The organism is Terriglobus sp. 2YAB30_2 (assembly GCF_052114765.1).
In the GTDB taxonomy this organism is placed as follows: Bacteria; Acidobacteriota; Terriglobia; order Terriglobales; family Acidobacteriaceae; genus Terriglobus.
In genome coordinates, this window is record NZ_JBFRFJ010000006.1 from 160,724 (window position 1) to 184,690 (window position 23,967).

17 protein-coding genes are annotated in these 23,967 nt (G+C 59.6%); 13 read left to right on the forward strand and 4 right to left on the reverse strand.

Annotation, left to right across the window (positions count from 1 at the left end; translation table 11 throughout):
* Positions 1-115: 115 nt before the first annotated feature.
* Complete coding sequence (locus AB4Y89_RS11515) at positions 116-721, reverse strand: DinB family protein (protein ID WP_442301068.1); 606 nt, start codon at positions 719-721, stop codon at positions 116-118.
* Positions 722-796: 75 nt separating this feature from the next.
* Here AB4Y89_RS11515 and AB4Y89_RS11520 point away from each other — a divergent pair, with 75 nt between their 5' ends.
* Both AB4Y89_RS11520 and mnmA read left to right on the forward strand, forming a co-directional pair.
* On the forward strand, positions 797-1,978 hold the full coding sequence (locus tag AB4Y89_RS11520) for a cysteine desulfurase family protein (RefSeq protein ID WP_442301069.1): 1,182 nt from the start codon (positions 797-799) through the stop codon (positions 1,976-1,978).
* Between the two features lie 144 nt (positions 1,979-2,122).
* Complete coding sequence (gene mnmA / locus AB4Y89_RS11525; RefSeq protein WP_442301070.1) at positions 2,123-3,247, forward strand: tRNA 2-thiouridine(34) synthase MnmA; 1,125 nt, start codon at positions 2,123-2,125, stop codon at positions 3,245-3,247.
* 87 nt (positions 3,248-3,334) lie between these two features.
* Here the strand turns inward: mnmA and AB4Y89_RS11530 are convergent, their stop codons facing one another.
* Both AB4Y89_RS11530 and AB4Y89_RS11535 read right to left on the reverse strand, forming a co-directional pair.
* Positions 3,335-3,895, reverse strand: coding sequence for a hypothetical protein (locus tag AB4Y89_RS11530; RefSeq protein WP_442301071.1), 561 nt, complete (start codon positions 3,893-3,895; stop codon positions 3,335-3,337).
* Between the two features lie 75 nt (positions 3,896-3,970).
* Positions 3,971-4,342: a YtxH domain-containing protein gene (locus tag AB4Y89_RS11535; protein WP_442301072.1), complete on the reverse strand. Its 372-nt coding sequence runs from the start codon at positions 4,340-4,342 to the stop codon at positions 3,971-3,973.
* A 294-nt stretch (positions 4,343-4,636) separates the two neighbouring features.
* Between AB4Y89_RS11535 and AB4Y89_RS11540 the strand changes: the two genes are divergently transcribed.
* The 7 genes from AB4Y89_RS11540 to AB4Y89_RS11570 all read left to right on the forward strand — a co-directional run bounded on the left by AB4Y89_RS11540 (position 4,637) and on the right by AB4Y89_RS11570 (position 13,453).
* Positions 4,637-5,707, forward strand: a complete 1,071-nt coding sequence (locus AB4Y89_RS11540; RefSeq protein ID WP_442301073.1) for a BON domain-containing protein — start codon at positions 4,637-4,639, stop codon at positions 5,705-5,707.
* Between the two features lie 250 nt (positions 5,708-5,957).
* Positions 5,958-7,694: a 1,4-alpha-glucan branching protein domain-containing protein gene (locus AB4Y89_RS11545; RefSeq protein WP_442301074.1), complete on the forward strand. Its 1,737-nt coding sequence runs from the start codon at positions 5,958-5,960 to the stop codon at positions 7,692-7,694.
* A 307-nt stretch (positions 7,695-8,001) separates the two neighbouring features.
* Positions 8,002-8,802, forward strand: coding sequence for a hypothetical protein (locus AB4Y89_RS11550; protein WP_442301075.1), 801 nt, complete (start codon positions 8,002-8,004; stop codon positions 8,800-8,802).
* On the forward strand, positions 8,799-9,437 hold the full coding sequence (locus AB4Y89_RS11555) for a class I SAM-dependent methyltransferase (RefSeq protein ID WP_442301076.1): 639 nt from the start codon (positions 8,799-8,801) through the stop codon (positions 9,435-9,437). The genes AB4Y89_RS11550 and AB4Y89_RS11555 overlap by 4 nt, the downstream gene beginning before the upstream one ends.
* A gap of 19 nt (positions 9,438-9,456) precedes the next feature.
* A complete protein-coding gene (locus AB4Y89_RS11560; RefSeq protein ID WP_442301077.1) occupies positions 9,457-11,472 on the forward strand; it encodes a M1 family metallopeptidase in 2,016 nt (671 codons plus the stop codon).
* The gene (locus tag AB4Y89_RS11565) at positions 11,469-12,455 is read left to right on the forward strand and encodes a hypothetical protein (protein ID WP_442301078.1); all 987 of its coding nucleotides are present in this window, start codon (positions 11,469-11,471) and stop codon (positions 12,453-12,455) included. The genes AB4Y89_RS11560 and AB4Y89_RS11565 overlap by 4 nt, the downstream gene beginning before the upstream one ends.
* A gap of 470 nt (positions 12,456-12,925) precedes the next feature.
* Complete coding sequence (locus AB4Y89_RS11570; protein WP_442301079.1) at positions 12,926-13,453, forward strand: SixA phosphatase family protein; 528 nt, start codon at positions 12,926-12,928, stop codon at positions 13,451-13,453.
* On the opposite strand, the gene AB4Y89_RS11575 is transcribed toward AB4Y89_RS11570, so the two are convergent.
* Positions 13,405-14,943: a Ppx/GppA phosphatase family protein gene (locus AB4Y89_RS11575; protein ID WP_442301080.1), complete on the reverse strand. Its 1,539-nt coding sequence runs from the start codon at positions 14,941-14,943 to the stop codon at positions 13,405-13,407. The two genes, AB4Y89_RS11570 and AB4Y89_RS11575, sit on opposite strands and share 49 nt — an antisense overlap.
* A gap of 104 nt (positions 14,944-15,047) precedes the next feature.
* Here AB4Y89_RS11575 and AB4Y89_RS11580 point away from each other — a divergent pair, with 104 nt between their 5' ends.
* The 4 genes from AB4Y89_RS11580 to AB4Y89_RS11595 all read left to right on the forward strand — a co-directional run bounded on the left by AB4Y89_RS11580 (position 15,048) and on the right by AB4Y89_RS11595 (position 23,961).
* On the forward strand, positions 15,048-16,895 hold the full coding sequence (locus AB4Y89_RS11580) for an ArnT family glycosyltransferase (protein ID WP_442301081.1): 1,848 nt from the start codon (positions 15,048-15,050) through the stop codon (positions 16,893-16,895).
* A 41-nt stretch (positions 16,896-16,936) separates the two neighbouring features.
* Entirely contained in the window at positions 16,937-18,784 is a 1,848-nt protein-coding gene (locus tag AB4Y89_RS11585; RefSeq protein WP_442301082.1) for an ArnT family glycosyltransferase, read from the forward strand.
* Positions 18,785-18,965: 181 nt separating this feature from the next.
* Positions 18,966-21,794, forward strand: coding sequence for a beta-propeller fold lactonase family protein (locus AB4Y89_RS11590; protein ID WP_442301083.1), 2,829 nt, complete (start codon positions 18,966-18,968; stop codon positions 21,792-21,794).
* Positions 21,795-22,311: 517 nt separating this feature from the next.
* Positions 22,312-23,961, forward strand: coding sequence for an AsmA family protein (locus AB4Y89_RS11595; protein ID WP_442301084.1), 1,650 nt, complete (start codon positions 22,312-22,314; stop codon positions 23,959-23,961).
* The last annotated feature ends 6 nt before the right edge of the window (positions 23,962-23,967 follow it).

The window sequence follows — 23,967 nt, forward strand, 5'->3', positions numbered from 1 at the left end:
CATACTCTGGGTGCCCCATGTCCCTCGGGGACATGGGCATTGGAGCGAAGCTCGAATCCCTTAAGCAAAGAGGGCACGGCGGTCGCCGTGCCCTCTTCACATACCTCTCGACAATTTACTTATTCGCTGGATTCGCCGGTGGACGTCCGCTGCTTGCCGGAGGAGCTACGCCAACCATACGCGCCCACACGACCATCTGGCCGTACTCGTCACGAATATGGCTCACGCCACCCGCAAGGCTGATCAATTTCGTGGACGCCGCACCGCGGCCCGCTCCCTCAAAGGCATTGGCAGCCGTAATCGAAGCAGCAGCCTTATGGCCGTATTCCAGCGACTCCTTCGCCGCCTTCACGATGGCATCCTTCTCGGTCAGCTTGCCGATCGTGGCAACCTTCTCCGGATCGGGCTTTTCGCCCAGCACCGGAGCCCAGTAGAAGTAGTTTGCCTGGATGGTATGCGTCACCAGCTGAGCAAACGTCCGTACTCCTTTGAAATCAACTGACTCGGGTGACTTGAAGAGGCTGGACGAGGGGGCAAAACTGTACTTGTCCGCGGGCATGGCTTCGATCAGGCTGATGAAATCCTTCTCCGCACCGGAGACCATGAAGTCCGCCGCCTTCGCCGGTTCTACAGGGCCTTGAGGTGCGGGCGGTGGCGCCTGCCCGAACATGGTTGAGGAACACAACGCAGCCAATGCGATTGCAAGAATCTTACTTTTCATTGCCTCTCCTTTTAGGTGTAGCGCGCAATCAGCCTAGCACCCGTATGGAAGGGCGTCATCTCTTAGAATGGAGTGATGCGCCGGATTTATCTGGATGCCAACGCGACCACGCAAGTGCTGCCGGAAGTACTCGAGGCCATGCTCCCCTTCTACACGCAGCGCTTTGGCAATGCCTCGTCGATCCATCAACCGGGGCAGCAGGCCCGGGCTGCGGTGGAACACGCGCGAGCGTCCGTGGCGGCACTGCTGCACTGCCGCCCGGCGGAGGTGGTCTTCACCAGCGGAGGAACGGAGAGCGACAACCTTGCTCTCTTTGGTGCGCTGCAGCCCGCCAGTGAGATCGCGCGCGGCGACCATCTGATCACCAGCGCCGTCGAACACCATGCCATCCTGAACGCTGCCGAAGAGCTGGAACGGCGCGGCGTTGAGCTCACCGTCCTTCGCCCTGACCGCGCCGGGATCATCTCCCCTGAGAGCCTGCGCTCCGCCATGCGGCAGAATACGCGCCTGGTCTCCATCATGCTGGCGAACAACGAGACTGGTGTCGTCCAACCGATCAAAGAGCTCGCGGCCATCGCTCACGAAGGTGGGGCGCTCTTCCACACCGATGCCGTCCAGGCTGCCGGCAAGCTTGAGATCGATGCCAAAGATCTCGGCGTCGACCTGCTCTCCATCTCCGGGCATAAGATGTACGCTCCCCAGGGAACAGGCGCGCTGTATGTGCGGCGAGGCCTCCACCTGCGCCCGTTGCTTTACGGCGGAAGCCATGAGCGCCAGCGTCGCGCCGGGACAGAAAACCTGCCAGGAATCGTTGGGCTGGGACGAGCCGCTGAATTTGCACAGGAATATCTTCAAACGGGAGGCCCCCGGCAGCTCGCAAGTCTGCGCGACCGGCTTGAAGCAGGCATTCTCTCCGGGGTTCCACAGACTGAGATCAATGGGGAAGGTGCGGACCGGGTCGCCAATACGACCAACCTCTACTTCGCCCATCTTGAGGCCGAAGCCCTGGTCATCGCTCTCGATCTAAAGGGCGTCGCCGTAAGCGGCGGCTCTGCCTGCCAGTCCGGCGCCACCGACCCCTCGCATGTCCTTCTGGCGATGGGACTTTCCCCCGAACGTTCGCGCGCCAGCATCCGCTTCTCACTCTCGCGGACGACCACCGAAGACGAGATCGATGCCGTTCTGGCAACCATCCCTGAGGTCGTCTCCCGTCTTCGCGCACTCTCTCCGGCATGGAAGTTGGCTGTCACGGTCTAGCGTATCGACCAATTCGTTATTAGGAATTTGAGGTATTCCTAACCCACCCTCACGGAGCGAGGTGGGTCGATGGCTATACCGCCTAACTCACCACGGACCCGCTTCACCACAAATTTCCTCGAAAATGGGCGAAAATAGAGAAGTATGAGTCAGCAGGAGACCATCGCCGTCGCCATGTCTGGAGGAGTTGATTCCTCCACTGTCGCGGCGATGCTGTGCGCCGAAGGGCACACCGTCATCGGCCTTACCCTGCAGTTATGGAACCAGCGCCGCCTCTCAGGGCATGAAGGTATGCCGGAGGCTGTTCAGGGCCGCTGCTGTTCGATCGATGATGTCTACGACGCTCGTCGTGTGGCCGAGCAGATTGGTATCCCGTACTACGTCGTCAACCAGGAGGCGCGCTTCGAGCGCGATGTGGTGCAGCCCTTCGTCCGCGAGTATCTGCATGGACGCACGCCTATTCCCTGCACCCTGTGCAACAACCACCTGAAGTTCGACCAGTTGCTTCTCACCGCCCGCTCCATCGGCGCCGAGCGTATTGCCACCGGTCATTACGCGCGGAACGAGTACGATCCGGCGCGTGATCGCTGGATTCTCAAGCGGCCTGCGGATAAGGCCAAGGATCAGACCTACTTCCTCTTCGGCCTTACCCAGGAGCAGCTCTCGCGCACGCTCTTCCCCCTGGGCCACATGACGAAGCCCGAAGTCCGTGAGCTCGCGGAAGGTTATTCCCTCGCTCTCGCAAAGAAGCCGGACTCGCAGGAGATCTGCTTCATCCCCGGCGGCGACTACAAGCTCTTTATGGAAGCCTATCTGGAAGAGCAGGAGCAGCCCCTTCCTGATACTTCAGGGGAGTTGATCACCAGCACCGGAGAGGTTGTCGGCGCGCACGAGGGCGTACATCACTTCACCGTCGGCCAGCGCAAGGGCATCCAGCAGCGGCTGAAGGGGCATCAGCCGAATCCGTTCTACGTTCTGCAGATCGACCCAAACTCACACCGCGTCACCGTCGGCACGGAAGAGGAACTGCTGACACGCGCCATGCGTGTAGGCGATTTGAACTGGATCTCCATCGCCTCACTCGGAGAGCCGATGCGTGTGCAGGCAAAGATCCGCCATCGCCACGAACCCGCATGGGCGACTCTGCAGAGAGTTAGCGATGACGAAGTGGAAGCCATCTTCGACGAACCGCAGCGCGCCGTCACTCCAGGCCAGGCCGCAGTCTTCTATCAGGAAGACGAAGTCATAGGTGGCGGCTGGATTCGCTGATGTAGCGCTCCAACGGGAGCCGTGTGCTTCAGAGGGTGCTGCTCCCACCATACTGTCGGCCATACTCTAGGCCTTGCTGGTACGATCCTAATCTTCGGTATCGCCCACGCCCGTCGCAACCGACGCGGCAGCATCTCTCCACGTCTTGGCGCGGCCGATCAACGTCTCTAATCCCGCCTTGATCCCATGAATCACACCGGAGATATGACGTACCGGCACCATAACGGCATGGTGCACCTCAGCGGTTACGCGACCGGCGGTATTGAGCGTATCGGTCATCGCAGTATCAACGCGAACTACCTGGGCGCGTGCACGTGTGGCAGCCTCGGAGACAACGATGTCCAACTCGTGCGCCTTGTCGCGCAGAATGTTTGTCGTCTCCACCAGATTGTCGGTAATCCGGTCCACCTTCGGCGCTGTCTTCTCCACGGCGCGCGTGACGCTATCCATGATCGGGGAGGCCTTTGCCTGCAGCTCCTGCGCGATTGCAAGTATTTGCTTCTGCGTCTTGGCAGCGCCTATCGCCATAGTGGCCAGCACAACGAGCTGCAACACGACCGCAACGGAAACCACCGCGATGAAGGTGATGAGCAGGTTGGAATGATCCTGTGCCAGTTGACTTTGCCAAAGGATGGCTGCTGTAAGCATGGGTAGGCCGCGCTTTCTTTCCGGAAATAGTAACAGGGCTCCGCGTCGAGACGCGGAGCCCCATTCAAGCTGAGTTTACGCTGAGTGCTCGCTGGAAGGGTCTTCCACAGCAGTCCTGCTATAAGCCTCTTTCCCAGCCTCTACGGCTGCGGACACCTTGTCCTGCTGCTCGTGCAGAAAATCCTTCCCTTTTTCTACATACTCGGTCCACTGGCTGCGTCCGCGCTCATAGTACTGGCGGCTGCGGTCAACGTATTCATCCAACTGTTCCTTACCGCGCTCCACATATTGATTGGCCTTGTCGCGGGCTTCCTTGGCGGAGAGCACCAGCTCCTCACGCGTTTCTTTCCCGGACTTTGGAGCGTACAGCACACCAATCAGCGCGCCGATGCCAAGTCCTGCAAGAAACCAGCCAATTCCGTTCGAGCCATTGTCATTCTCTGCCATTTGTTTCCCTCTTTCCTGAGCGAGATTGGTGTATATAACCTTCGAATTGCGGAGAATCGGATGGTAGCAAATCCCCTTCCGGGCGGCAAACCTCGCCTGTCATCGCGCACAAAACCGCTGCTTAATGAGGATGCTACTCGCGCGAGCCAGGTTTACCCAGAACATTCCCTTTCTTATGACAGAAACATCGGAGATAAACTTGACGTCTAAGATGAGTGACGACACACACTCCCCCGGAGCTCGCCGGGAAATCGCAGATCAGGACGCACATCCCGCGTAAGGAGAGGGATTTCCATGAATCTTGAACATATGCACAACACTCTTCGCACCACCGGCCTGGCGCTTGCTCTGGCCCTCGCTGTAACTGGATGCAAGAAGGCCGATGCTCCGGCCCCTCCGGATGACAACGGCCTGGCCTCCTCCATCCAGAGCAAGATCACCTCGGACTCAGCTCTGAGCGCGGAACAGATTCAGGTAGGCGTCTCGGGCGGCGTTGCCACGCTGAGCGGAAATGTCAGCAATGCGGCGGCCAAAACACTGGCCTCCAACGACGCGGCAGCGATTCCCGGCGTCAAGACCGTCATCAACAACCTGAACGTCCAGGCTCCGACTGCGGCCCCGGCCCCTGTTGCTGCCGCTCCCGAGCCCACTCCAATACGGCCCGAGCGTGAGAAGAGGCCCAAGCCCGTCATCGTCGAGCGTCAGCCGGCTCCGGCCCCAGCTCCTGCACCAGCCCCTGTAAGACAAGCCGCGGCCCCTGTTGTTCAGGCTCCTCCGCCACCGCCGCCGGCGCCCACGACAAAGAATGTGACGGTGGCTGCCGGAACTTTCCTCCCGGTACGTATCACGCAGGGTCTGGACTCCGCGACCACACAGACGGGTGACTCCTTCACGGGCGTCATCTCCAACGACATCATCGTCGATGGATGGGTTGCTCTTCGTCAGGGAACCCCGGTCAGCGGGCGCGTTGTGGAAGCGAAAGATGCTGCCCACTTCAAGGGAAGCTCGCTGCTCTCCATTGAGTTGACCAGCATCTCCCGCCGCGGTGAGCGCATCGCGGTCTCCACCGAAGCCTTCAGTAAGGAAGGTGCCGGACGCGGTAAGAACACCGCCACCAAGGCTGGTGTCGGCGCAGCCGCTGGAGCCATTCTGGGCGGTATCTTCGGCGGCGGTAAGGGCGCTGCCATCGGCGCAGCCGCCGGCGGCGCAAGCGGCGCGGGCATCAACGCTGTCACCAGAGGTGAGCAGGTACAGATCCCCACCGAGTCGCTCATCCGCTTCCGCCTGACCAATGCGTTCACGGTGCAGGCAACACCCGCGGGAGCGTCGAACAACGATGACTCTACACGTCACCCGATGCAATAAACGGTTCTAAGACGTTTCAATAAAAGGGCTCCGGATTCCTTCGTGGATCCGGAGCTTTTTTCATGTCGGCGTTTGTCGGCGACCGCGCAGGTTACAACGCCGCTTCATCAACCTGCGTCTACTCAAACAACCACGAAGGTGCGATTTTCGTGTAGTAGACTCGGAGCAACGCTGCCCCGGAGGGATGCGTCGTTCCTTCCCGAGATACAAACGAACCACCTGCAATCAAGACTGTACGAGGTCTACCGCCTTGGCATCGACGAAGAAGCCTGCAGGATTTCTGACATTTACGCTGCACTCTCATCTACCTTACGTGGTCAACCACGGTACATGGCCACATGGTATGGAGTGGTTACATGAGGCAACGGCCGAAACTTATCTCCCGCTGTTGCGCGTCCTTGGACGTCTTGAAAAAGACGGGTTAGCACTCAAGGCGAATATTAATCTTTCGCCAATCCTTCTGGAGCAGCTCGCGCATCCCGTCTTCCGGGCTGAGTTCCCGAAGTATCTCGATCGCAAGATCACCGCCGCTACGGAAGACGAAGCCTTCTTCATTCAGGGCGGCGAAACGCACTTCGCGGAAACCGCCCGCTTCTGGCACGCGTTCTTCCAGGAAGCACTGGATGACTTCAACGCCCTCGAAGGCGACATCATCAAGGGCTTCCGCCACTTCAACGACAAAGGTCTCATTGAGATCATCACCTGCGGCGCAACGCATGGGTACATGCCTCTGCTGGGTACCGATGAAAGCGTACGCGCACAGGTCCGGACTGCCGTCGCTACTCATAAGCGGCACATCGGCAAACATCCTCGCGGCATCTGGGTGCCAGAGTGTGGCTATCGACCAGCCGGCTTCTGGAACTACCCTGTCCCCGACGACGATGGGGCCACGCATCCGGGCTACGATCGTATCGGGGTTGAACAGGCTCTCAGCGAATCGCAGATCGAGTACTTCTACGTCGATACTCATCTGGTCGAGGAGTCCGAACGTATCCCTTCCCCCTACGAGCTGCTCAACGGACAGGTGCCGCGAGATGAAGCCACCATCCAGATGACTTTCAACAACCATCGCGGGCTCTACCAGCCTTATTACGTCGATGGTCCTTACGACAAGCGTTACGCCACGACTATCTTCCCGCGCGATCCGCGCACCGGCCTGCAGGTCTGGTCGGGCGAAACCGGCTATCCAGGCGATGCCAACTATCTCGACTTCCACAAGAAGCGCTGGCCCGGTGGCCATCGTTACTGGCAGGTCACCGGCCCCAAGCTCGATATGGCCTTCAAGATGCCATACTGGCCGCAGGAAGCCGCCGAAAAGGTCAAGGAACACGCCAGCCACTTCGTGCACCTGGTCTATGAAGCGCTGAAAGACGGCTTCAACGACTCCATCCCGCCGGTTCTGTGTGCGCCCTTTGACGCCGAGCTCTTCGGCCACTGGTGGTTCGAAGGTCCGCTCTGGCTCGAAGCCATCGCCCGCACTCTAGCCGAATACCCCATCGGACTCGAGCTCATCACCTGCTCCGAATATCTCGACAAGTACCCACGTGCCGGCTTCATCTCGATGCACGAAGGTTCATGGGGGTCCGAAGGCACTAACCGCGTGTGGATGAACCCGGAGACCTCCTGGACCTACAACCACATCTATCCCGCTGAACTGTACACCCGCGACATCGCAACCGCCGGCAAGTGGAAAGACGGTGGTCTCGGCGAGCGCATCATGAAACAGCTCTGCCGTGAGTTGCTGCTACTTGAGTCTTCTGACTGGCAGTTCCTCATCACCACCGGAGCCGCACGCGACTACGCCGAGAAGCGCTTCAATGTGCACAAAGATCAGTTCCTGGAGATGAAAGGCATCTGGCAGGCCTTCGAACAGAACGGCGCCCTCAACGAAGTCCAGGACCGCCGCCTCTCCGAACTCGAAATCAGAGACTCCGTCTTTCCCGACATCGATCCCAGCTTCTGGGCCGCAGGCGCTAAGGCGAGTTAAAAGTTGCAAGTTAAAAGTTAAAGAGGGACGGCATCGGCTGCCGTCCCTCTTTGCTTTGTCCCGAAAAGGGTTGACCTTGATTTGTGCCTCGACAGCCTCGGTTCCCACAGGGGTACCGCTTCAACTTTTAACTCGCCAACTTCTGCTTTTTGCCGCAGACAGATCCAATGGCAGCGGCCATCTTCCATTTGCTTTACCCTTAAAAGATGGGGCAAACAGCTCCATCCAATAATCGGTGTGCCTCAATGATTTCCGTCACCACAAAGGCACCGCTTCAGCTTTTAACTTTCAACTTTTAACTCTTCCAATGGCTGTCGCACTTCCCACACTCCCGACGCACCGTTACAGCGTCCTTCACCGCTGGCATCTGCTTTCGCTCGATGCTCCGACGGTCGCTGTCGTGTGGACTCTTGCGGCGGCGCGCATCACCCACCACACGCTTTCCTGGTATGTACCCGGAGCCATGTTCGTCGCGGTATGGCTGGTCTATGTTGCCGATCGCCTGCTCGATTACAAACAAGGTGAAGAGCTCGAAGCCAGGCACCGCTTCCATGGCCGCTTTCGCCGCCGCTTCGTGATCGCCGCCATGATTGCCCTGCCTGCGCTTCTGGCTCTGATGTGGAAGATGCCCGCGGGCGCCTTGCTCGCCTACATTCTGCTGTGCGCTCCACTCGCCCTCTACTTTGCCGCCATCCATAAGACCCGCCTTCGCCAGAAGGCTCCTAAGGAGGCGGTCGTCGGCATTTTCTTCGCAGCAGCGGTCTTTCTACCTGAGTTCTTCACGCCGCGCGTGGCTATTGCCACCACCTTCTTTGCGCTGCTTTGCTGGCTGAACTGTGTCGCTATCCATCGCTGGGAGAATCCGCGATCGTCTAACTGGAGCGCACGCAACTTCCGCCCGCTCATCCTTATCCTGGCCGCCGTCTGCGCTCTTACGCCGTTCTCTCCCGCACCCCACCCCTTCGCCATCCTGAACCTGTGCACCGCCAGCTCTGCGCTTCTGTTGCTGGCACTGGACTGCACCCGCCGGCCTATCTCCTCGGTCACACTGCGCGCCGCGGCTGACGCGGCGCTACTCACCCCGCTTATCCTCTTCTTTCTGCGGTGAACGCTACTCCCAACTTCGATCGCATCGCTCGGCTCTACCGCTGGATGGAATGGTTCAGCTTTGGCCCACTGCTCCATCGCACGCGCACAGCATGGCTGCCTGAACTTCTCGAGGCCCGCAGCGGTCTTGTTCTCGGCGATGGCGACGGCCGCTTCACACGTGACCTACTCAGCGCGAACCCGCAGCTTCACGTTCACGCCGTAGACTTCAGCGCGGCCATGCTGCAGGAACTGCGCCGCCGTTGCGCACCGTATGCAGATCGCCTTGTCACCACCCAGGCCAATGCGCTGAACTTCGTTCCCGACGCCGCATACGATCTTGTTGCCACACACTTCTTCCTGGATTGCCTCTCTACGACAGAGGTAGAGCAGCTCGTGCAGACCCTGCTGCCTTCCCTGACAGACAATGCCATATGGTTGGTCAGCGACTTCCAGGTTCCTCAGCAAGGCGCCATCCGTCCCATCGCGGCGCTTCTAACCCGCACCCTCTACGTGGCCTTTCGTCTTCTGACCGGTCTCCGCGCCAATCGCCTTCCCGACTATGCCCCCGTCTTGCAGCGTGCAGGCATGATCTGCATCCGAAGACGTGATTTCCTTGGTGGCATCCTGATCTCAGAGCTATGGCAACGGCCCTGAAACGCATACAATTCTCGGCATGAGAAAGACCCTCTTCCTTGCTCTGCTTTCTCTTGCCACTGCGCTCGGTGCACAGACATCCATCGCGACCAACTCACCCACGCCCTTATCCGAACGCGTGGTGCAGTACGCGATCGATGCGCAGATCGATCCGGTAAAACACACCGTTGACGCCATCGAGACCCTCGCGTACCGCAACCTCACTGGCCGGCGGCTGACGAGCTTCCCCTTTCATCTCTACCTCAATGCGTTTCAGCCGCAGTCCACGTTCGCACGCGAGACTGCGGAGAGCGGCGGCTTCCGCGAAGTAGAGCGTGAGTATCCTGAACATCGCCGCGGCGAGATCCGTATCGCCTCCATCACGGCCGACGGCTTCGGAGACCTGACCTCGGCACAGCGCTTCATCGCGCCCGACGACGGCAACGCCGCCGATCACACTGTGATGGAGATTACGCTGCCGCATCCTCTCGAACCTGGCGAAACCATCACCTTCCACATTGCGTTTCACGACAGGTTTCCGGAATCCATTGCACGCAACGGCTACAAGCGTGACTTCATGATGGGCGGCCAGTGGTTCCCAAAAATCGGTGCCTTCTGGCATGGCGCATGGAACTGCCATCAGTACCACGCGACCACCGAGTTCTTCTCTGACTTCGGCGCCTACAACGTCAAGCTCACCTTACCCGAGAACTACATCGTCGGCACCACAGGCGTCTCCACCGGTATCACCCACAGCGGCGGAAGAAAGACCATGTCGTTCTACGCGGAAGACGTCCACGACTTCGCGTGGGCTGCCTCACCGCACTTTACTGAGACCACAGAGACGTATCTCTCAGCCATGGGCCCGGTCCGCATCCGTGTCCTTGCCCTCAAATCGCATCCCCAGGCCGGACCACGATATGCCGCCATCCTCCGCCAGACGATGGCGAAGTTTGAGCAGTGGTACGGTCCTTATCCGTACAAACAGATCACAGTGATCGACCCTGAACCGGGCTCCGCCATGGAAGGCATGGAGTACCCCACTCTCATCACCGGAGGAACCAACTGGTGGGAGCCCTCATGGATTCATATCCTTGAGGTCACGGCAGAACACGAGTTCGGCCATCAGTACTGGTACGGCATGGTCGCTACCAATGAGTTCGAAGAAGCCTGGCTCGATGAAGGCATCAACTCCTACACCGAGGTCAAGGTCATCGAATCGCTCTTCGGTAAAGACAAAGGCATTCTCGGCGGAACCTATGCCAGTGGCGGCGAACGCGATCTACAACGCTACGAATACACCCTCGTCCCTGACTACGACCCAATGACCCGCTTCGCCTACAAGTTCCGCGACGAGCGCTCGTACGGCGGCGTCACTTACGGTAAGACTGCTACAGCCTTGCTCACGCTCGAAGGCATGATTGGCGAAGACACCATGCGCGAAGCCGTGCATCAGTACTTCACCAAGTATCGCTTCAAGCATCCCACCGCCACGGACTTCCTGCAGGAGATAGAAAACACAGCCATTGCAAAGAACCGCGTGTACCACGTTGCGCAACCTTCTGGTTCGCTTTGCGGTACCTGTGCTCAAGCGGCAGCCATCGAGGTTGCTCCGGCTCTGCACTCTTACTTCCAGCAGGCCATCTACGGCACCACCGTTCTCGATTACGCTGTCGATTCAGTCACCACACAACCGTTCGAATGGTGGAAGCCAGAACCTGAAGATCCCAAACAGACCGACTATCTGAGCACTGTTGTCCTTCATCGCAAAGGTGACTTTATTCTTCCTGTCAGCGCGGAAGTGATCTTCGACAACGGCCTGCATTCACAACTCTGGTGGGATGGATCCGACCGCTGGCAGAAGTTCACCTTCAAACAACGGGGCGCCAAGGTGGTCTCCGTGGAGATTGATCCTAACCACACCGTTCTACTCGACAACGACCGGTTCAACAACAGCTATCAGCTCAAACCGCACGGCACAGCAACACGCAAGCTGACAGCCATCATCCTCTTCCTCGAACAGTGCCTCAGCCAGGTGACGACGTGGATCGTGTGAGCATAGCAACCAATCGCCGCCCTCTGCTTCTGCCCGGTCTCCATATGGCGCTACACCACTGGAGGGCCATTGCCTGGATCTACGGGCTGCAACTGCTACTCACCGCGCTCTTCACACTCGGAGTGCATCACCAGATCGCTGCGCTGCTATCGCACTCGCTGGTGTCAACGCGGCTCACTTCCGGCTTTGACGTGGCCCTCCTTGCCGAGGTCTCCCGAAGCCTCAGACAACCTCCTTACGCAGGCCCGCAACAGTGGTACCTCTCCAGCTTTGTCTTTGCCATCGTCAACCTCATCCTTACCCCCGGTGTGCTCTACGCCTATGTGACCGGAGAACGAGCATGCCTTCGTCGCCTGCAGTACGAGGGATTCCGATACTTCTGGCGATTCGTACGCATCGCTCTCGTAGCAGTCATCCTCTTCATCGCTGTGCTCAGCCCATTGGCGACCCTGCGTTCCTTTGTCAGCGATCGTCTTGACGCCGCGGGCGTTCTCGGCAAACCGCACTTCCTGGCCGTACTGCCAATGACACTGCTCCTGCTTCTGGTCGCCTGCGTTATTCGCCTCTACTTCGACCTGGTGGAGGTCTATGCCATTCGGCTTGGTCTCAATAACGAGTGCCGTGTGTACAAAGCCTATGCTCCAGCATGGGACGCTCTGCGTTCCCGCTTCACCGCGCCGTATCTTGCATTTTCTCTTCTGACCTTCGCAGGTATCGCCTGTATCGCGGCCGCCGCCTGGCTCGCCGTCCACCGTCTCGCTGCTCCCGGCTCACTCGGCATCTTTCTTCTGCTGCAGAGCGGCATCCTGCTCGATCTTGTCACCCGCTTCTGGCAGCGAGCGGTAGAAGTCCGCCTGGCGGAAGATGAGCCTGAGAACAATCCAGCGCGCAACGAAGATCCGCTAGCTCAGGTTCCCATCTTGCCCTGGCCCAGGCCGAATCCCTCGCTCTCACATCCAGAGCCGGAGGTTCCTGAGAGCTAGAGAGCGCCGCTCGAACCTTTTTGTTTGTCGTTTCGCAACGCAGCTTCAAGTCAGCGAACGTGTTCGCCGGCAATTCGAGCAAAGCTCGAATTTGTAGTGCTTAAGGGCACCGGCTTTAGCGTGCCGCACCGAGCGCGGGAAATGAGCGGCTGAAGCCGCGGAGGGCGATGCGTCAGAGAACGACAAACCGAGAATTCAGCGGCAAAATGTCGTACCTCGTAGCGGATAGATTGACCTCAGCGGCTAAAGCCGCGTCTCGTCGAAGCTCCGTACGGGACGGCTGAAGCCGCCCCCTTAAGCAAAGCATTCGCACCTTCGGTGCGAAACGGGATGAACCTGTAAAGGATCTCTGGAGACAGCCTGTAAACCATGACAACGTTGACCTCCCAGCGTCAGGCACGCGACACCCAACGCCGGGAGCGATAATCCCATACCATCAAGGCCCCACTCTCTGGCATCTTTAATAAGAGATGAATCTTTACGTCCTCCGTCACGCCAGCGCCGGCACCCGCCGCGTCAACCCGCTGCTCGATACCCGCCGCCCTCTCGACAAAGAGGGGAAGAAGCAGTGTCTGCAACTCGGCCACGTGCTCAACAGCATGCGGCTACACTTTGACCTCATCGTCTCCAGCCCGCTGAAGCGCAGCCTGCAGACTGCCTCGCTCGTTGGCATGGAGACCGGTTATGAGGCCTCTATCCTGCTCTCGAATGCTTTGGCTCCGGGAGCCGTTTTCGCCGACTTCCAGAAGCTGCTCAGCGAGTGCGGAGAGGCCGAGAATCTGCTGGTCGTTGGGCACAACCCCAACATCACCACCTTTCTCGGCTCGCTGATCGCATTGCCCAAGCCAGCCCGGATCAGGCTGCGCAAAGGCTCCATCGCCCGTGTGAGCTACGACCGGGGCGCCGGCACCCTGCAGTGGCTGCTTGATCCTCGCACCGTACGCACCCTTTATACGGCCTCGACGGCCAGCTCGCGGCGGAAGACCTCGCGGAAGTAGTCGGCTTCTTTGCGCAGCGACCACACCTCCAGCTCCGCGCTTCCGCGCGCTGCCGACAGGTCGAGCAGGACACGCTTCGGATAGACCTTGATACGTAATTTCACGGCAGCCGAAGCGCGGTCCTGATTCAGACCAACCGCAAGCCTCAGCAGGCCGATCGCACGCGCCACCGCTGTATGTTCCTCCACAGGAACCGCACGCATCACCCGGTCCATGGCATCTGGTCTGCTCTTGCCTAAGTAGCGCGCAATGGCGCTGACAATGGCTCGCTGTTCCGGCGAGAAGCCATAGATTTCGGAGTTCGCCAGGATATATTGCGTGTGCCGATGATGACCCTGGTGGTTCATGTACTTGCCCACGTCCTGCATCATGGCTGCTGCCTCCAGCCATAACCGGTACTCCGGGGGAAGCTCATGCACCACATGCAACGCGTCGAAGAGCTGCGCCACATGTGCCCGGACGGGCTCATTTCTCCTGGGATCCACTCCGTAGCGGCGGCAGAGCTCACGGATGCCGTTCCAGCGCTCGAGCTCCATCTGCTGGTGCACGTCGGCGCGGATGTCCGTTTCCGCCAGCATTTGAGCCAGGACACCGTCACGAAGACCCAGCGGCGAGTAACGGAAGCCCTTCAGCCCCAACCGTTCCAACAACTGGGCATACACATAGGCTCCGCCGATGATGATCTCGCTGCGCTTCGGTCCAATGCCGGGCACCTGCACCCGCTCCGCATTGGTCATCTTCGCCAGCATGTGCGCCACCTTGCGGACGCTTACTGTGTCGGCTTCCAGAGTTTTTGTCTTCGCGCGTGAAGCTCGCTTCTTGAACAGTGCCGCGGAAGCCTCTGCCAGTGCCGCTGCCGTGCCGCTGGTCGCAATCACGAGAGGTACACGCACCGGGCCAAGCTTCTTTTCCGCGCGGAGCAGCTCGCGATGGATAAAGCGTTCCAGTTGCGCCAGGTCTTCCTTGCTGGTCGGATCGCTGTGCAGAAACTCCTGCTGCAGCCGCACCGCTCCCAGAGGAGTGCTCACCATCGACTTGATGCGGCCGTGCTCGCTGTGGGTAATCTCGCAGCTTCCGCCGCCAAGATCGATCATCAGGCACCTGCCCCGCGCCCCCGGCTCCAGCGTAGCCACTCCAAGATGGATCAAACGGCCTTCTTCCAGGCCGGAAATCACCTCCAGGCTCCACCCTGTGGCTGATTTAACCCAGGCCGCAAAGGCGGCTGCATTGCGGGCATCGCGCGTAGCCGAGGTGGCCACGACCCGCACCTTATCCACAACGTGGGCCTGCACCGCCTTATGAAAGCGCTTCAGGGCCCGGATAGTAGTGGCCATCGCCTCCGGAGAGATCACGCCCGTCTCGAAGACGCTTTCGCCAAGACGTGTCACCTCGCGGTCCTCATACAGCGTCTTGAGCTTATGCACCTGTACGGCGGCGATCTTTAGCCGGCAAGAGTTGGACCCTATATCGATAGCTGCAAATGTCGGCATCTTTCCTCGCGTCAGGATACACGGTTCGCGCATCGAATCTTCTGGGTGTTTTCCGTGTCTAACAGAGGGAACACACATTTTTCAGCAAGTAGAGTTGTAGCCGGATGGTAACTACGTACGCTCCGAAGCCTGTCGCGGCACCTTCGCGCCTCACCAGCACACGCAAGCGCCGGATCTGGATCCTGTCGCTCGTCTGGGTAGCAGTATATTTTGCAAGCCTGTTCTCTCCGCCATTGCTTGACGATGCTGACGCGACCCACGCCCAGGCCGCCGCCGCCATGGCTCGCACCGGCGACTTCGTCACCCTTTACGTCAATGGCATCCGCTATCTGGAAAAGGCTGCCCTGCCCTATTGGCTGGTCGCGGTCGATTATCGAATCTTCGGCCTCAACGCATTTGCCACACACCTTCCCCTTGCCCTTGGCGTAGCGATGCTAGCTGCTCTCGCCTATCGCTGGGGGAAGCACGCGATCTCGCAGACAGCGGGCTTTTATGCCTCTCTGGCGACGCTCACCACGGCCGGCATCTTTCTCTTCACGCGCATCTTCATTCCAGAGGTGCTGCTCTCATTCTTCCTCTGCGCCTCACTCTACTGCCTGCTGCGAGGCCTTGAGAAAGCACGTGTCGGCTACTTCTACGGCATGTGGATTGGTCTCTCACTCGCCGTTATGACCAAAGGCCTCATCGGTCTGGTCTTCCCGATGGGAGCAACGGCAATCTATCTGGCCGTCACTGGCGAGTGGCGCCGCTGGCGCGAACTCCGTCTTGTGACCGGCGGCCTTCTGTTCCTCGCCATCGCCGCCCCCTGGCACATCCTGGCCGGTCTGCGAAATACCGGCGGCATGAACGGACACGGCTTCTTCTGGTTCTACTTCATCAATGAACACGTGCTCCGTTTCCTCGGCGAGCGCTATCCGAAGGACTACAACAAGCTGCCCGGCTACCTCTTCTGGCTGCTGCATCTGGTCTGGCTCTTCCCCTGGTCACTCTTCCTTCCCGTCACCCTACGGGATCTGTGGACCAACCGATCCAAATATCTGCGCCCGTACAGCTTCCATCAGCGCTCCGTTCTTCTGCTAGGCATCTACGCCGCCATCATCCTGGTCTTCTTCTCCATCTCCACCAACCAGGAGTACTACACCTTCCCGGCCTATCTGCCGATCCTTCTTCTCATCGCATTCTCGCTTGCCCGGCGCGAAGATAACGCCCTGCGGGGGCACCTGGTCACCGCAGCGTACGTCGTCTTTGCCGTACTCGGCTTCCTGATCGCCGGAGCTCTCTTCTACGGTCTGTGGAGCTCACGTAACCTCCCCTTCGAGCCCAGCATCGGAGACCTTCTGGCCCATCGCGCCGTCGGAGACTACACGCTCTCCATGTCGCACTTCTTCGACCTGACCGGAGCCTCCTTTGCCGCGCTCCGCCTGCCCGCCGCCCTGGCCATGCTGGCCTTCGCCTTCGGTCCGGCTGTTGCCTGGAACCTCCGCCTGCACAAGCGGAACACGGCCGCCTTCTCCACCATGGCATTCACCACGGCGTTCTTCCTCGTCGCTGCGCATATCGCTCTCATGCGCTTCGGCTCCATGCTGAGCTGCAAACAACTGGCAGACACCGCCAATGATCTCGTCGCTTCCCGGCGCATCGAAAGCAACTATCAGTTGATGCTGTACGGCGATCAGTCCTACGGCTCTTCGGTCATCTTCTATACCAGCCGCCAGGCACTGCTGGTCGAAGGCCGCTCCAGCTCGCTGATCTTCGGCAGCACCTTCCCCGATGCACCACATATCTTCCTCTCCTCACAGGATCTGCTGCAGACGTGGGGACAGGGAGTGCGTCATCTCCTCTTCGTTCCTGAAGAACACCACAACGACGTAGAGCAACTTCTCAAGGGACGCTACATCCTGTTGAAAGAGACCTCCGGCAATACGTTGCTGACTGACCGCCCGCTCGATTGACGTAACCATAGAAAAACCAGCACGATGGATAGAAGAACCTCGTGAGCCTGCCGACCTCATCCGCCGTGACGGACCCCGCCGCCTCGCCCGCCCCAGCACGCCGCAGATCCATCGTCATTCTTCTGATCATCTGGGGGGTGCTGCAGCTTGGTGGCATCTTTTCCCCTGGTCTGCTCGACGATGTCGACTCGGTCTATCTCGAGGTCGCGCGCGAGATGCTCGTCCGCCAAGACTATGTCACTCCGTACGTGGACGGCATCCGCTTCTTTGACAAGCCTCCGTTGATGTACTGGCTCGCCGCCGGCAGCATGAAAATCTTCGGACCGCACGACTGGGCAGGCCGGCTTCCGCTCACCCTGCTCGTCCTTGGGCTCATCTTCTCCGTCTACGCTCTCGGCAGACGGTTCTTCGGCGAACGTGGGGGCTTCTACTCCGGCCTGGCCATCGCCACCTCCATCGGCCCTTATCTCTTCACCCGCTTTTACATTCCCGATGTGCCGCTGGCGCTGTGGATGACGCTCTCCATCCACCTTCTACTCATCGCCCTCGATCGCGTGCGAGCACACGAGTCCACGTTGAAACCGATGCTCGGTTTCGCCGCCGTGACCGCCTTCAACGTCCTCACCAAAGGTCTTATCGGTCTTGTCTTTCCGGTCGGCTTCGCTCTCATCTTCCTTCTGTTGATCGGCCAGCTCCGCGCACTGCTCCGCTTGCGCCTCATCACATCGACGGCGCTCTTCCTGCTGATCGCGCTTCCCTGGCATATACTCGCCGCGCTGCGAAACCCGGCGATCGACGCCAATGCCCGCGGCTGGTTCTGGTTCTACGTCATCAATGAGCACTTCATGCGCTTCGTCGGCAAGCGCATTCCGCATGATTACGGCCAGGTGCCTGTACTGCTCTTCTGGGGCATGATCCTGGCATGGCTTCTACCCTGGGCTGTTTTCCTTCCACGCGCGATCCGCTGGGGCGCCGCCAAGTTGCGCGCCCAGGGATTGAAGGCACCCGCCTCCGAAGCTCCGCTGACCCTCTTCCTGTGGGCTTTCATCGTCATCGGTTTCTTCTCGCTCGGCAGCCGGCAGGAGTACTACGCCCTGCCGGCACTGCCCGCTCTCGCCATCCTCGCCGGCGGGCAACTTGCGCGCGCCGAAGATCCACTTCACCCGGGGTCACGCGATGCGGCTTACTTCTGGACACGCTGGCTGCTTCTGCCCATCACCACACTCGCGGCAGTTGTCTGCACCTGGTTTGCGATCACCGCACCTACGCCGCCGGCGGGCGTCGATATCTCAGACCTGCTCACCACCAATCCTGAGCGCTATACCCTCGCGCTCGGCCATCTCTACGACCTCACCGGCAAGGCGATGGGCTTCTTCCGCTTCCCGCTGATCCTTGTCGCCGTATCCATGTACGCTGCCGGCCTGACAGCATGGCTGCTACGACGCAAAGGCAAGTGCTATGCGGCCAACGTCACTCTCGCCATCGCCATGATGGGCAATCTCTGGGGCATGCATGAAGGCCTGGCGCGCTTCTATCCCATCCTCGGATCGAAGGGGCTGGCCGATGCCATCAACTCCGTCTTCCAGCCCGGCGACCAGATCATGCTGGACGGCGAGTTGACCTCTGGGTCCTCCATCGCCTTCTACACCCGCAAACCGCTGCACCTGGTCAACGGACGCGTGAACGGCCCCTGGTACGGCAGCTTCTGGCCTGACGCCGCCAGGGTCTTCGAAACCGAAGACTCCCTGCACCAGGCCTGGGCAGGCCATGACCGCGTCTTCCTCATGACCTATGAACCCCAGCGCCGCCTCACTGACCTGCGGCCCTTTGGCGGAGTCTACGAGCTCAAATCCGAAGGCGGCAAAACCGTCCTCACGAATCACCCCTGAGCAGTAGAGCATTTTCCCTGTAGGTGTAGTGTAGGGATTCCACACCTATGGGCGTTTTCCGCAATGAAAATGCCGCTGCACGCCTTGTCCGGGATACCCAGCAACAGGGAAAATGCTCCTAAAAATCATATAAATCGCGCGACTCCCGCAATACGGGATTGTTACTCTTCTAACGATCCCTATGACCCCTGTAACGCGTCTCTCCCTCGTTGCGCTGTTGGCTGCTGCCCCGGTCTTTGGCCAGTCGCCGATCAATCTGCCCAGCAGTAAACAACTTCTCCCCGGCATTCCCGGAGACCCGCAACGCATCAACAGCCTTCCACTGGCGATGGCCTGGTCCCCCGATCATCGCTACCTCGCCGTGGTGAACGCCGGCTACGGAACCGCCGAGTCGAACTACCAGCAGTCCATCTCCGTGCTCGACACACAGACCGGCTCCGTCAAAGACTTTCCTGAGTCGCGCACGACACTCTCTTCCGCGCAGACACTCTTCTCCGGCCTGCTCTTCTCTGCTGACGGACAGCATCTTTACGCCTCGCTCGACTCACTCTCTGCCCCTGAAGGCGGCGAGCCTGACAAAGACGGCCTCATCAAGACCGGCAACGCCATCGCCGTCTACAGCTTCCACGACGGTTCCATCGCAACGGACCGTCTCATCCCTATCCCGCTGCAACAGCTTGCTCCTGGCCGCTCGCAGAACGAGATCGGCAAACCCATACCTATGGGCAAGGCCATCCCGGTTCCCACCGGACTGGCACTGCTGAAGACAGCCGATGGCGCCGAACAACTTCTGGTCGCCGATAACTTCTCTGACGACGTGCTGCAGGTCGATGCCGCCAGCGGCAAAATCCTTCGCCGCTTCGATCTCGCCACCAGGCCCATCGTCCCAGCGAATTACCCGATCGCTATTGCTGTCGATCCAGCCCAGCGCTTCGCTTATGTCGCCCTCTGGAACGGCTCCGGGCTGGCCCAGCTCGATCTGAAGTCCGGCAAGGCCATCTCCACGCTTCCGCTGCTTCCGCCTGATCCGGCCACCGGCCCCGGCTCGCATCCCTGTGCTCTTGCCTTCTCGAAGGATGGACAGACACTCTACGTCGCTCTCGCGAATCGCGATGCCGTCGCCGCTGTCTCACTCGCAAAAGGGAAACCGAAGCTGACCGGCACCCTCGACACACGCCTGCCCGGCCAGAGCTACTTTGGCGCGATCCCCACAGCGCTTGCTCTAAKCACCGATGGCAGCCGTCTCTTCGTTGCCAACTCCGGCTCCAATGCGGTTGCTGTCTTCGATACAGCACAGAAGCTCTCTGCCGCGGCGCCCGTACACGCCACCGGCTTCCTTCCAACCGAGTGGTTCCCAACAGCCGTAGCCGTGCAGGACAACAAGCTCTATACCGCCACCGGCAAGGGCAAAGGCACTGGACCTAACTCGCCCAAGCCGCTCATGGCTACCGATCCCGGCCAGATGCCCGCAAAGTTCAGGACGCGGCCACACGCCTACATCGCCACGCTGCTGCATGGCTCACTGGCCTCCATCGATCTGAGCTCTGCTCTGCCCAAACTGGATGAGCTCTCACGTGCCGTTGTTCTCTCCAATCGCATGAACGCCGAGCAGCAGCATGTCTTCGCCGATGGGCACAACCCCATCAAGCACGTGATCTACATCATCAAAGAGAACCGCACCTACGATCAGATCCTCGGCGATCTCGGAGTCGGTGATGGCGATTCTTCTCTGACGATGTATGGCAAAGACATCACGCCCAACCTGCACAAGCTCGCGCTACAGTTCGGTGTCCTTGATAACTTCTACGACTCCGGCGAGGTCTCCGGCGATGGACACGTCTGGTCCACCGCCGCCATCACCTCCGACTACAACGAGAAGAACTGGCAGCAGAGCTATCGCGGCAAAGAACGCACCTATGACTACGAGGGCGTCGTCGCGGAGGGCTATCCGCTGCTCGAAGGCATCTCCGACATCGACGAACCGCAGAGCGGCTACATCTGGACGAATCTCGCTAAGCACGGCAAGTCGCTCCACCACTTCGGCGAGTTCGTCGCCACCAAGTTCTGCGACGACTCCGGCGAGGCCCCGAAAGATCGTTCTCCGCTGAACGGCACACCCGAACCCGCGCCTCAGCGCTGCGCCGGCAAAGGCTCCATCCTCCCTGGCCAGGAGATTCCTTCCAACTACGGCGGCGGCGTGAGCGAGTACCAGTGGCACATTCCGCTCATCTTCAAGAACACCGCCACCAAGCCCGAGCTTGATGGCCACTTCGATACCGCCTACCCGGACTTCAATCTCAAGTTCCCTGACCAGCTCCGCGTCAGCGAATTCATTACCCAGTTCGATAAATGGGTCACCGAGCGCAATGCCGGTAAGGACAACATGCCGCAGTTCGTGATGTTACGCATGGGCAATGATCACACTGCCGGCACTGCCGTCGGCTCGCCCACACCGCGCTCCTCCGTCGCCGATAACGACCTCGCAGTCGGCCGCGCCGTGGAAGCCCTGTCACACTCGCCCTACTGGGACGACACCGCCTTCTTCATCCTTGAAGACGACGCGCAGGACGGCGCCGACCACGTTGACGGCCACCGGTCGATTTCGCTGATTGTGAGCAAGTACTCGCCGCGTAATCCAGAGCCCTTCATCGACCACAGCTTCTACACCACGGTCTCAGTCCTGCACACCATGGAAGACCTTCTTGGTGTTCCGCCGATGAACAACAACGACGCCTTTGCTCCACTCATCGCGCCAATCTTCGCAGGCAAAGGCGATCAGCCGGCCTTCACCGCGGACTACACCAATCGCGACAACAAACTCATCTACCAGGCCAACACGCCAAAGGCTCCGGGAGCGAAGCAGTCCTCAAAGATGGACTTCACTCACGAAGACCGCGCCGATGCCCGCCTGTTGAATATCATCCTTTGGCGTGACGCCATGGGCGACAAACCCGTCCCGCAGATGGTGCTTCATCCCCACGGCCAGAAGAAGGACGATGACGACGACTAGGAGCTAAACCGTCTCTTATCTTCGCCACAGAAAGGAAGATCGAATACAGTTCGATCTTCCTTTTTTGTTTGTCATTTCGCAGCGACCAATGGGAGCGGAAAAATCTGCTCCTCTACCACCCCCACTCGATACTCAGCTCCCAGCGAACTTTGTTCGCTGACAATTCGAGCAAAGCTCGAATTCGTAGTGCTTAAGGGCACCGCTTCAGCCGTGCCGTACAAAGCCCCAGGAACAGCGGCTAAAGCCGCATCTTTTACCCGCGCTGTACTGGCACGGCTGAAGCCGTGCCCTTAAGCAAAACATTCGCACCTACGGCGCGAAGTGGTTGCGCCACGCGCAACGGTGCTCTGCTTTTAGTCAGCGGGACAATGCAGCGAAGCTTTCCTGCTTTGTCCTTTCGTAGCCCCGCGGAGAAATCTGTTTCTCTATCAACTCCTCTTCTTTTATTCATCCTCAAGCACTGGTGGAAACACCGGAAGAAGCATCTACTAGAGAGGACCGCAGGGAGAGGGAGAGCATGGTACAGATCAAACGGAGTTGGGTCATCATTGCAGGCATCGTGCTTCTGGCACTCGTCGGCTTCTTCGCCGTGGGCCACCTTCTTGATGCCGACACCTATCGCGGACGCATCGAAAAAGCGCTCTCGGACTCCCTCGGACGTCCCGTGCAGTTAGGACACCTCGACTTCTCACTCTTCTCCGGAAGCCTGAATGCTGAATCGCCCTCCATCGCTGACGATCCGGCGTTCAGCAATCAGCCTTTCCTTACCGCGAAGAGCGTTCACATCGGCGTTGAGGTACTTCCGCTGCTGCTGAACCGCCAGGTCCACATCAACGGCTTCACGATCGATCAACCGAAGATCGTCCTGATACGCGCCGAGAACGGTACCTGGAACTACTCCAGCATCGGCAGCGAAGGCAAGCGCAAGGCCCCCACGGCGGAGACCAACGACCTTATTCCCAACCTGACCGTCGGCAAGATCGATATCAAGGATGGCAGCGTCACCATGGGAACGCTGCCGCAACAGGGTCAGCCGCACGTCTACAGCGATCTCAACGTCAGCGTGCAGAACTTCTCGTTCGCCAACGCATTCCCCTTCACCGTGAACGGTAAACTGCCTGAAGGTGGAAGCATCGCGATCACCGGCAATGCCGGCCCGATCAATCAGCACGATGCTTCGCTGACCCCACTCACTGCGCAGATCGCGCTGAAACATGCCGACCTGGTCTCAGCCGGACTCGTCCAGCCCAGCCAGGGAATCTCAGGCATCGCCGATCTCGATACCAAGGTCACTTCGAATGGCCAGACGGCACAGGCCGATGGCAAGCTTCATCTCGCGCAACTGAAGCTGGCGAAGAACGGCACGCCGTCCTCACAGCCTGTCGATCTGCAGTTCAACGTTAATCAGGACCTGCAATCGCTCTCCGGCAAGATCAACAGCGCAACCATGCAGGTAAGCAAGGCCGCGCTCGGCCTCGCCGGAACCTACACAACCCGCGGCAACACCACCTCGACACAGATGAACGTCGATGGCAAGAACATGCCTATCGATGACCTGGTCGCCTTCCTTCCCTCGCTCGGTGTACAGTTGCCCTCCGGCTCGCGACTGCAAGGCGGTACCCTTACCCTCTCGCTCGATGTCGCAGGGCCAACAACAGCCCCCGTCATCAGCGGGCCTATCCGTATTGCAAATACGCAGCTCGCAGGTTTTGATCTGGGACAGAAGCTCGCCAGCATTCAGGCGTTTACCGGAGCGAAGACCGGATCGAACACCACCATCCAGGCCTTGAGCACCAACCTGCGTTACAGCACCGAAGGTGTCCAGACGAATAACCTTGCAGCCATCGTGGCCGGACTCGGCTCAGCCTCCGGCAACGGCTCCATCAGCGCCAATAATGCGCTCAACTACCGCCTGCTGATCAAGCTCGACTCCACCGGCATCGGCGGACTCGCCACACAGGCCGCCAGCCTGTTGCCCGGTGTCTTTGGGTCGACGGTGAGCCAGGCCACAGCGAATGGAATTCCGGTGACCATCGGCGGCACAACCGCCAACCCCACGTTCACACCTGACATAAGCAAGCTGGTTGGCGGAAGCACACAACAACAAAAGCAGAACCTGCAGTCCAATCCGTTAGGAAAAGCTCTCAGCGGGTTGTTTCATCGCTAGCACTAC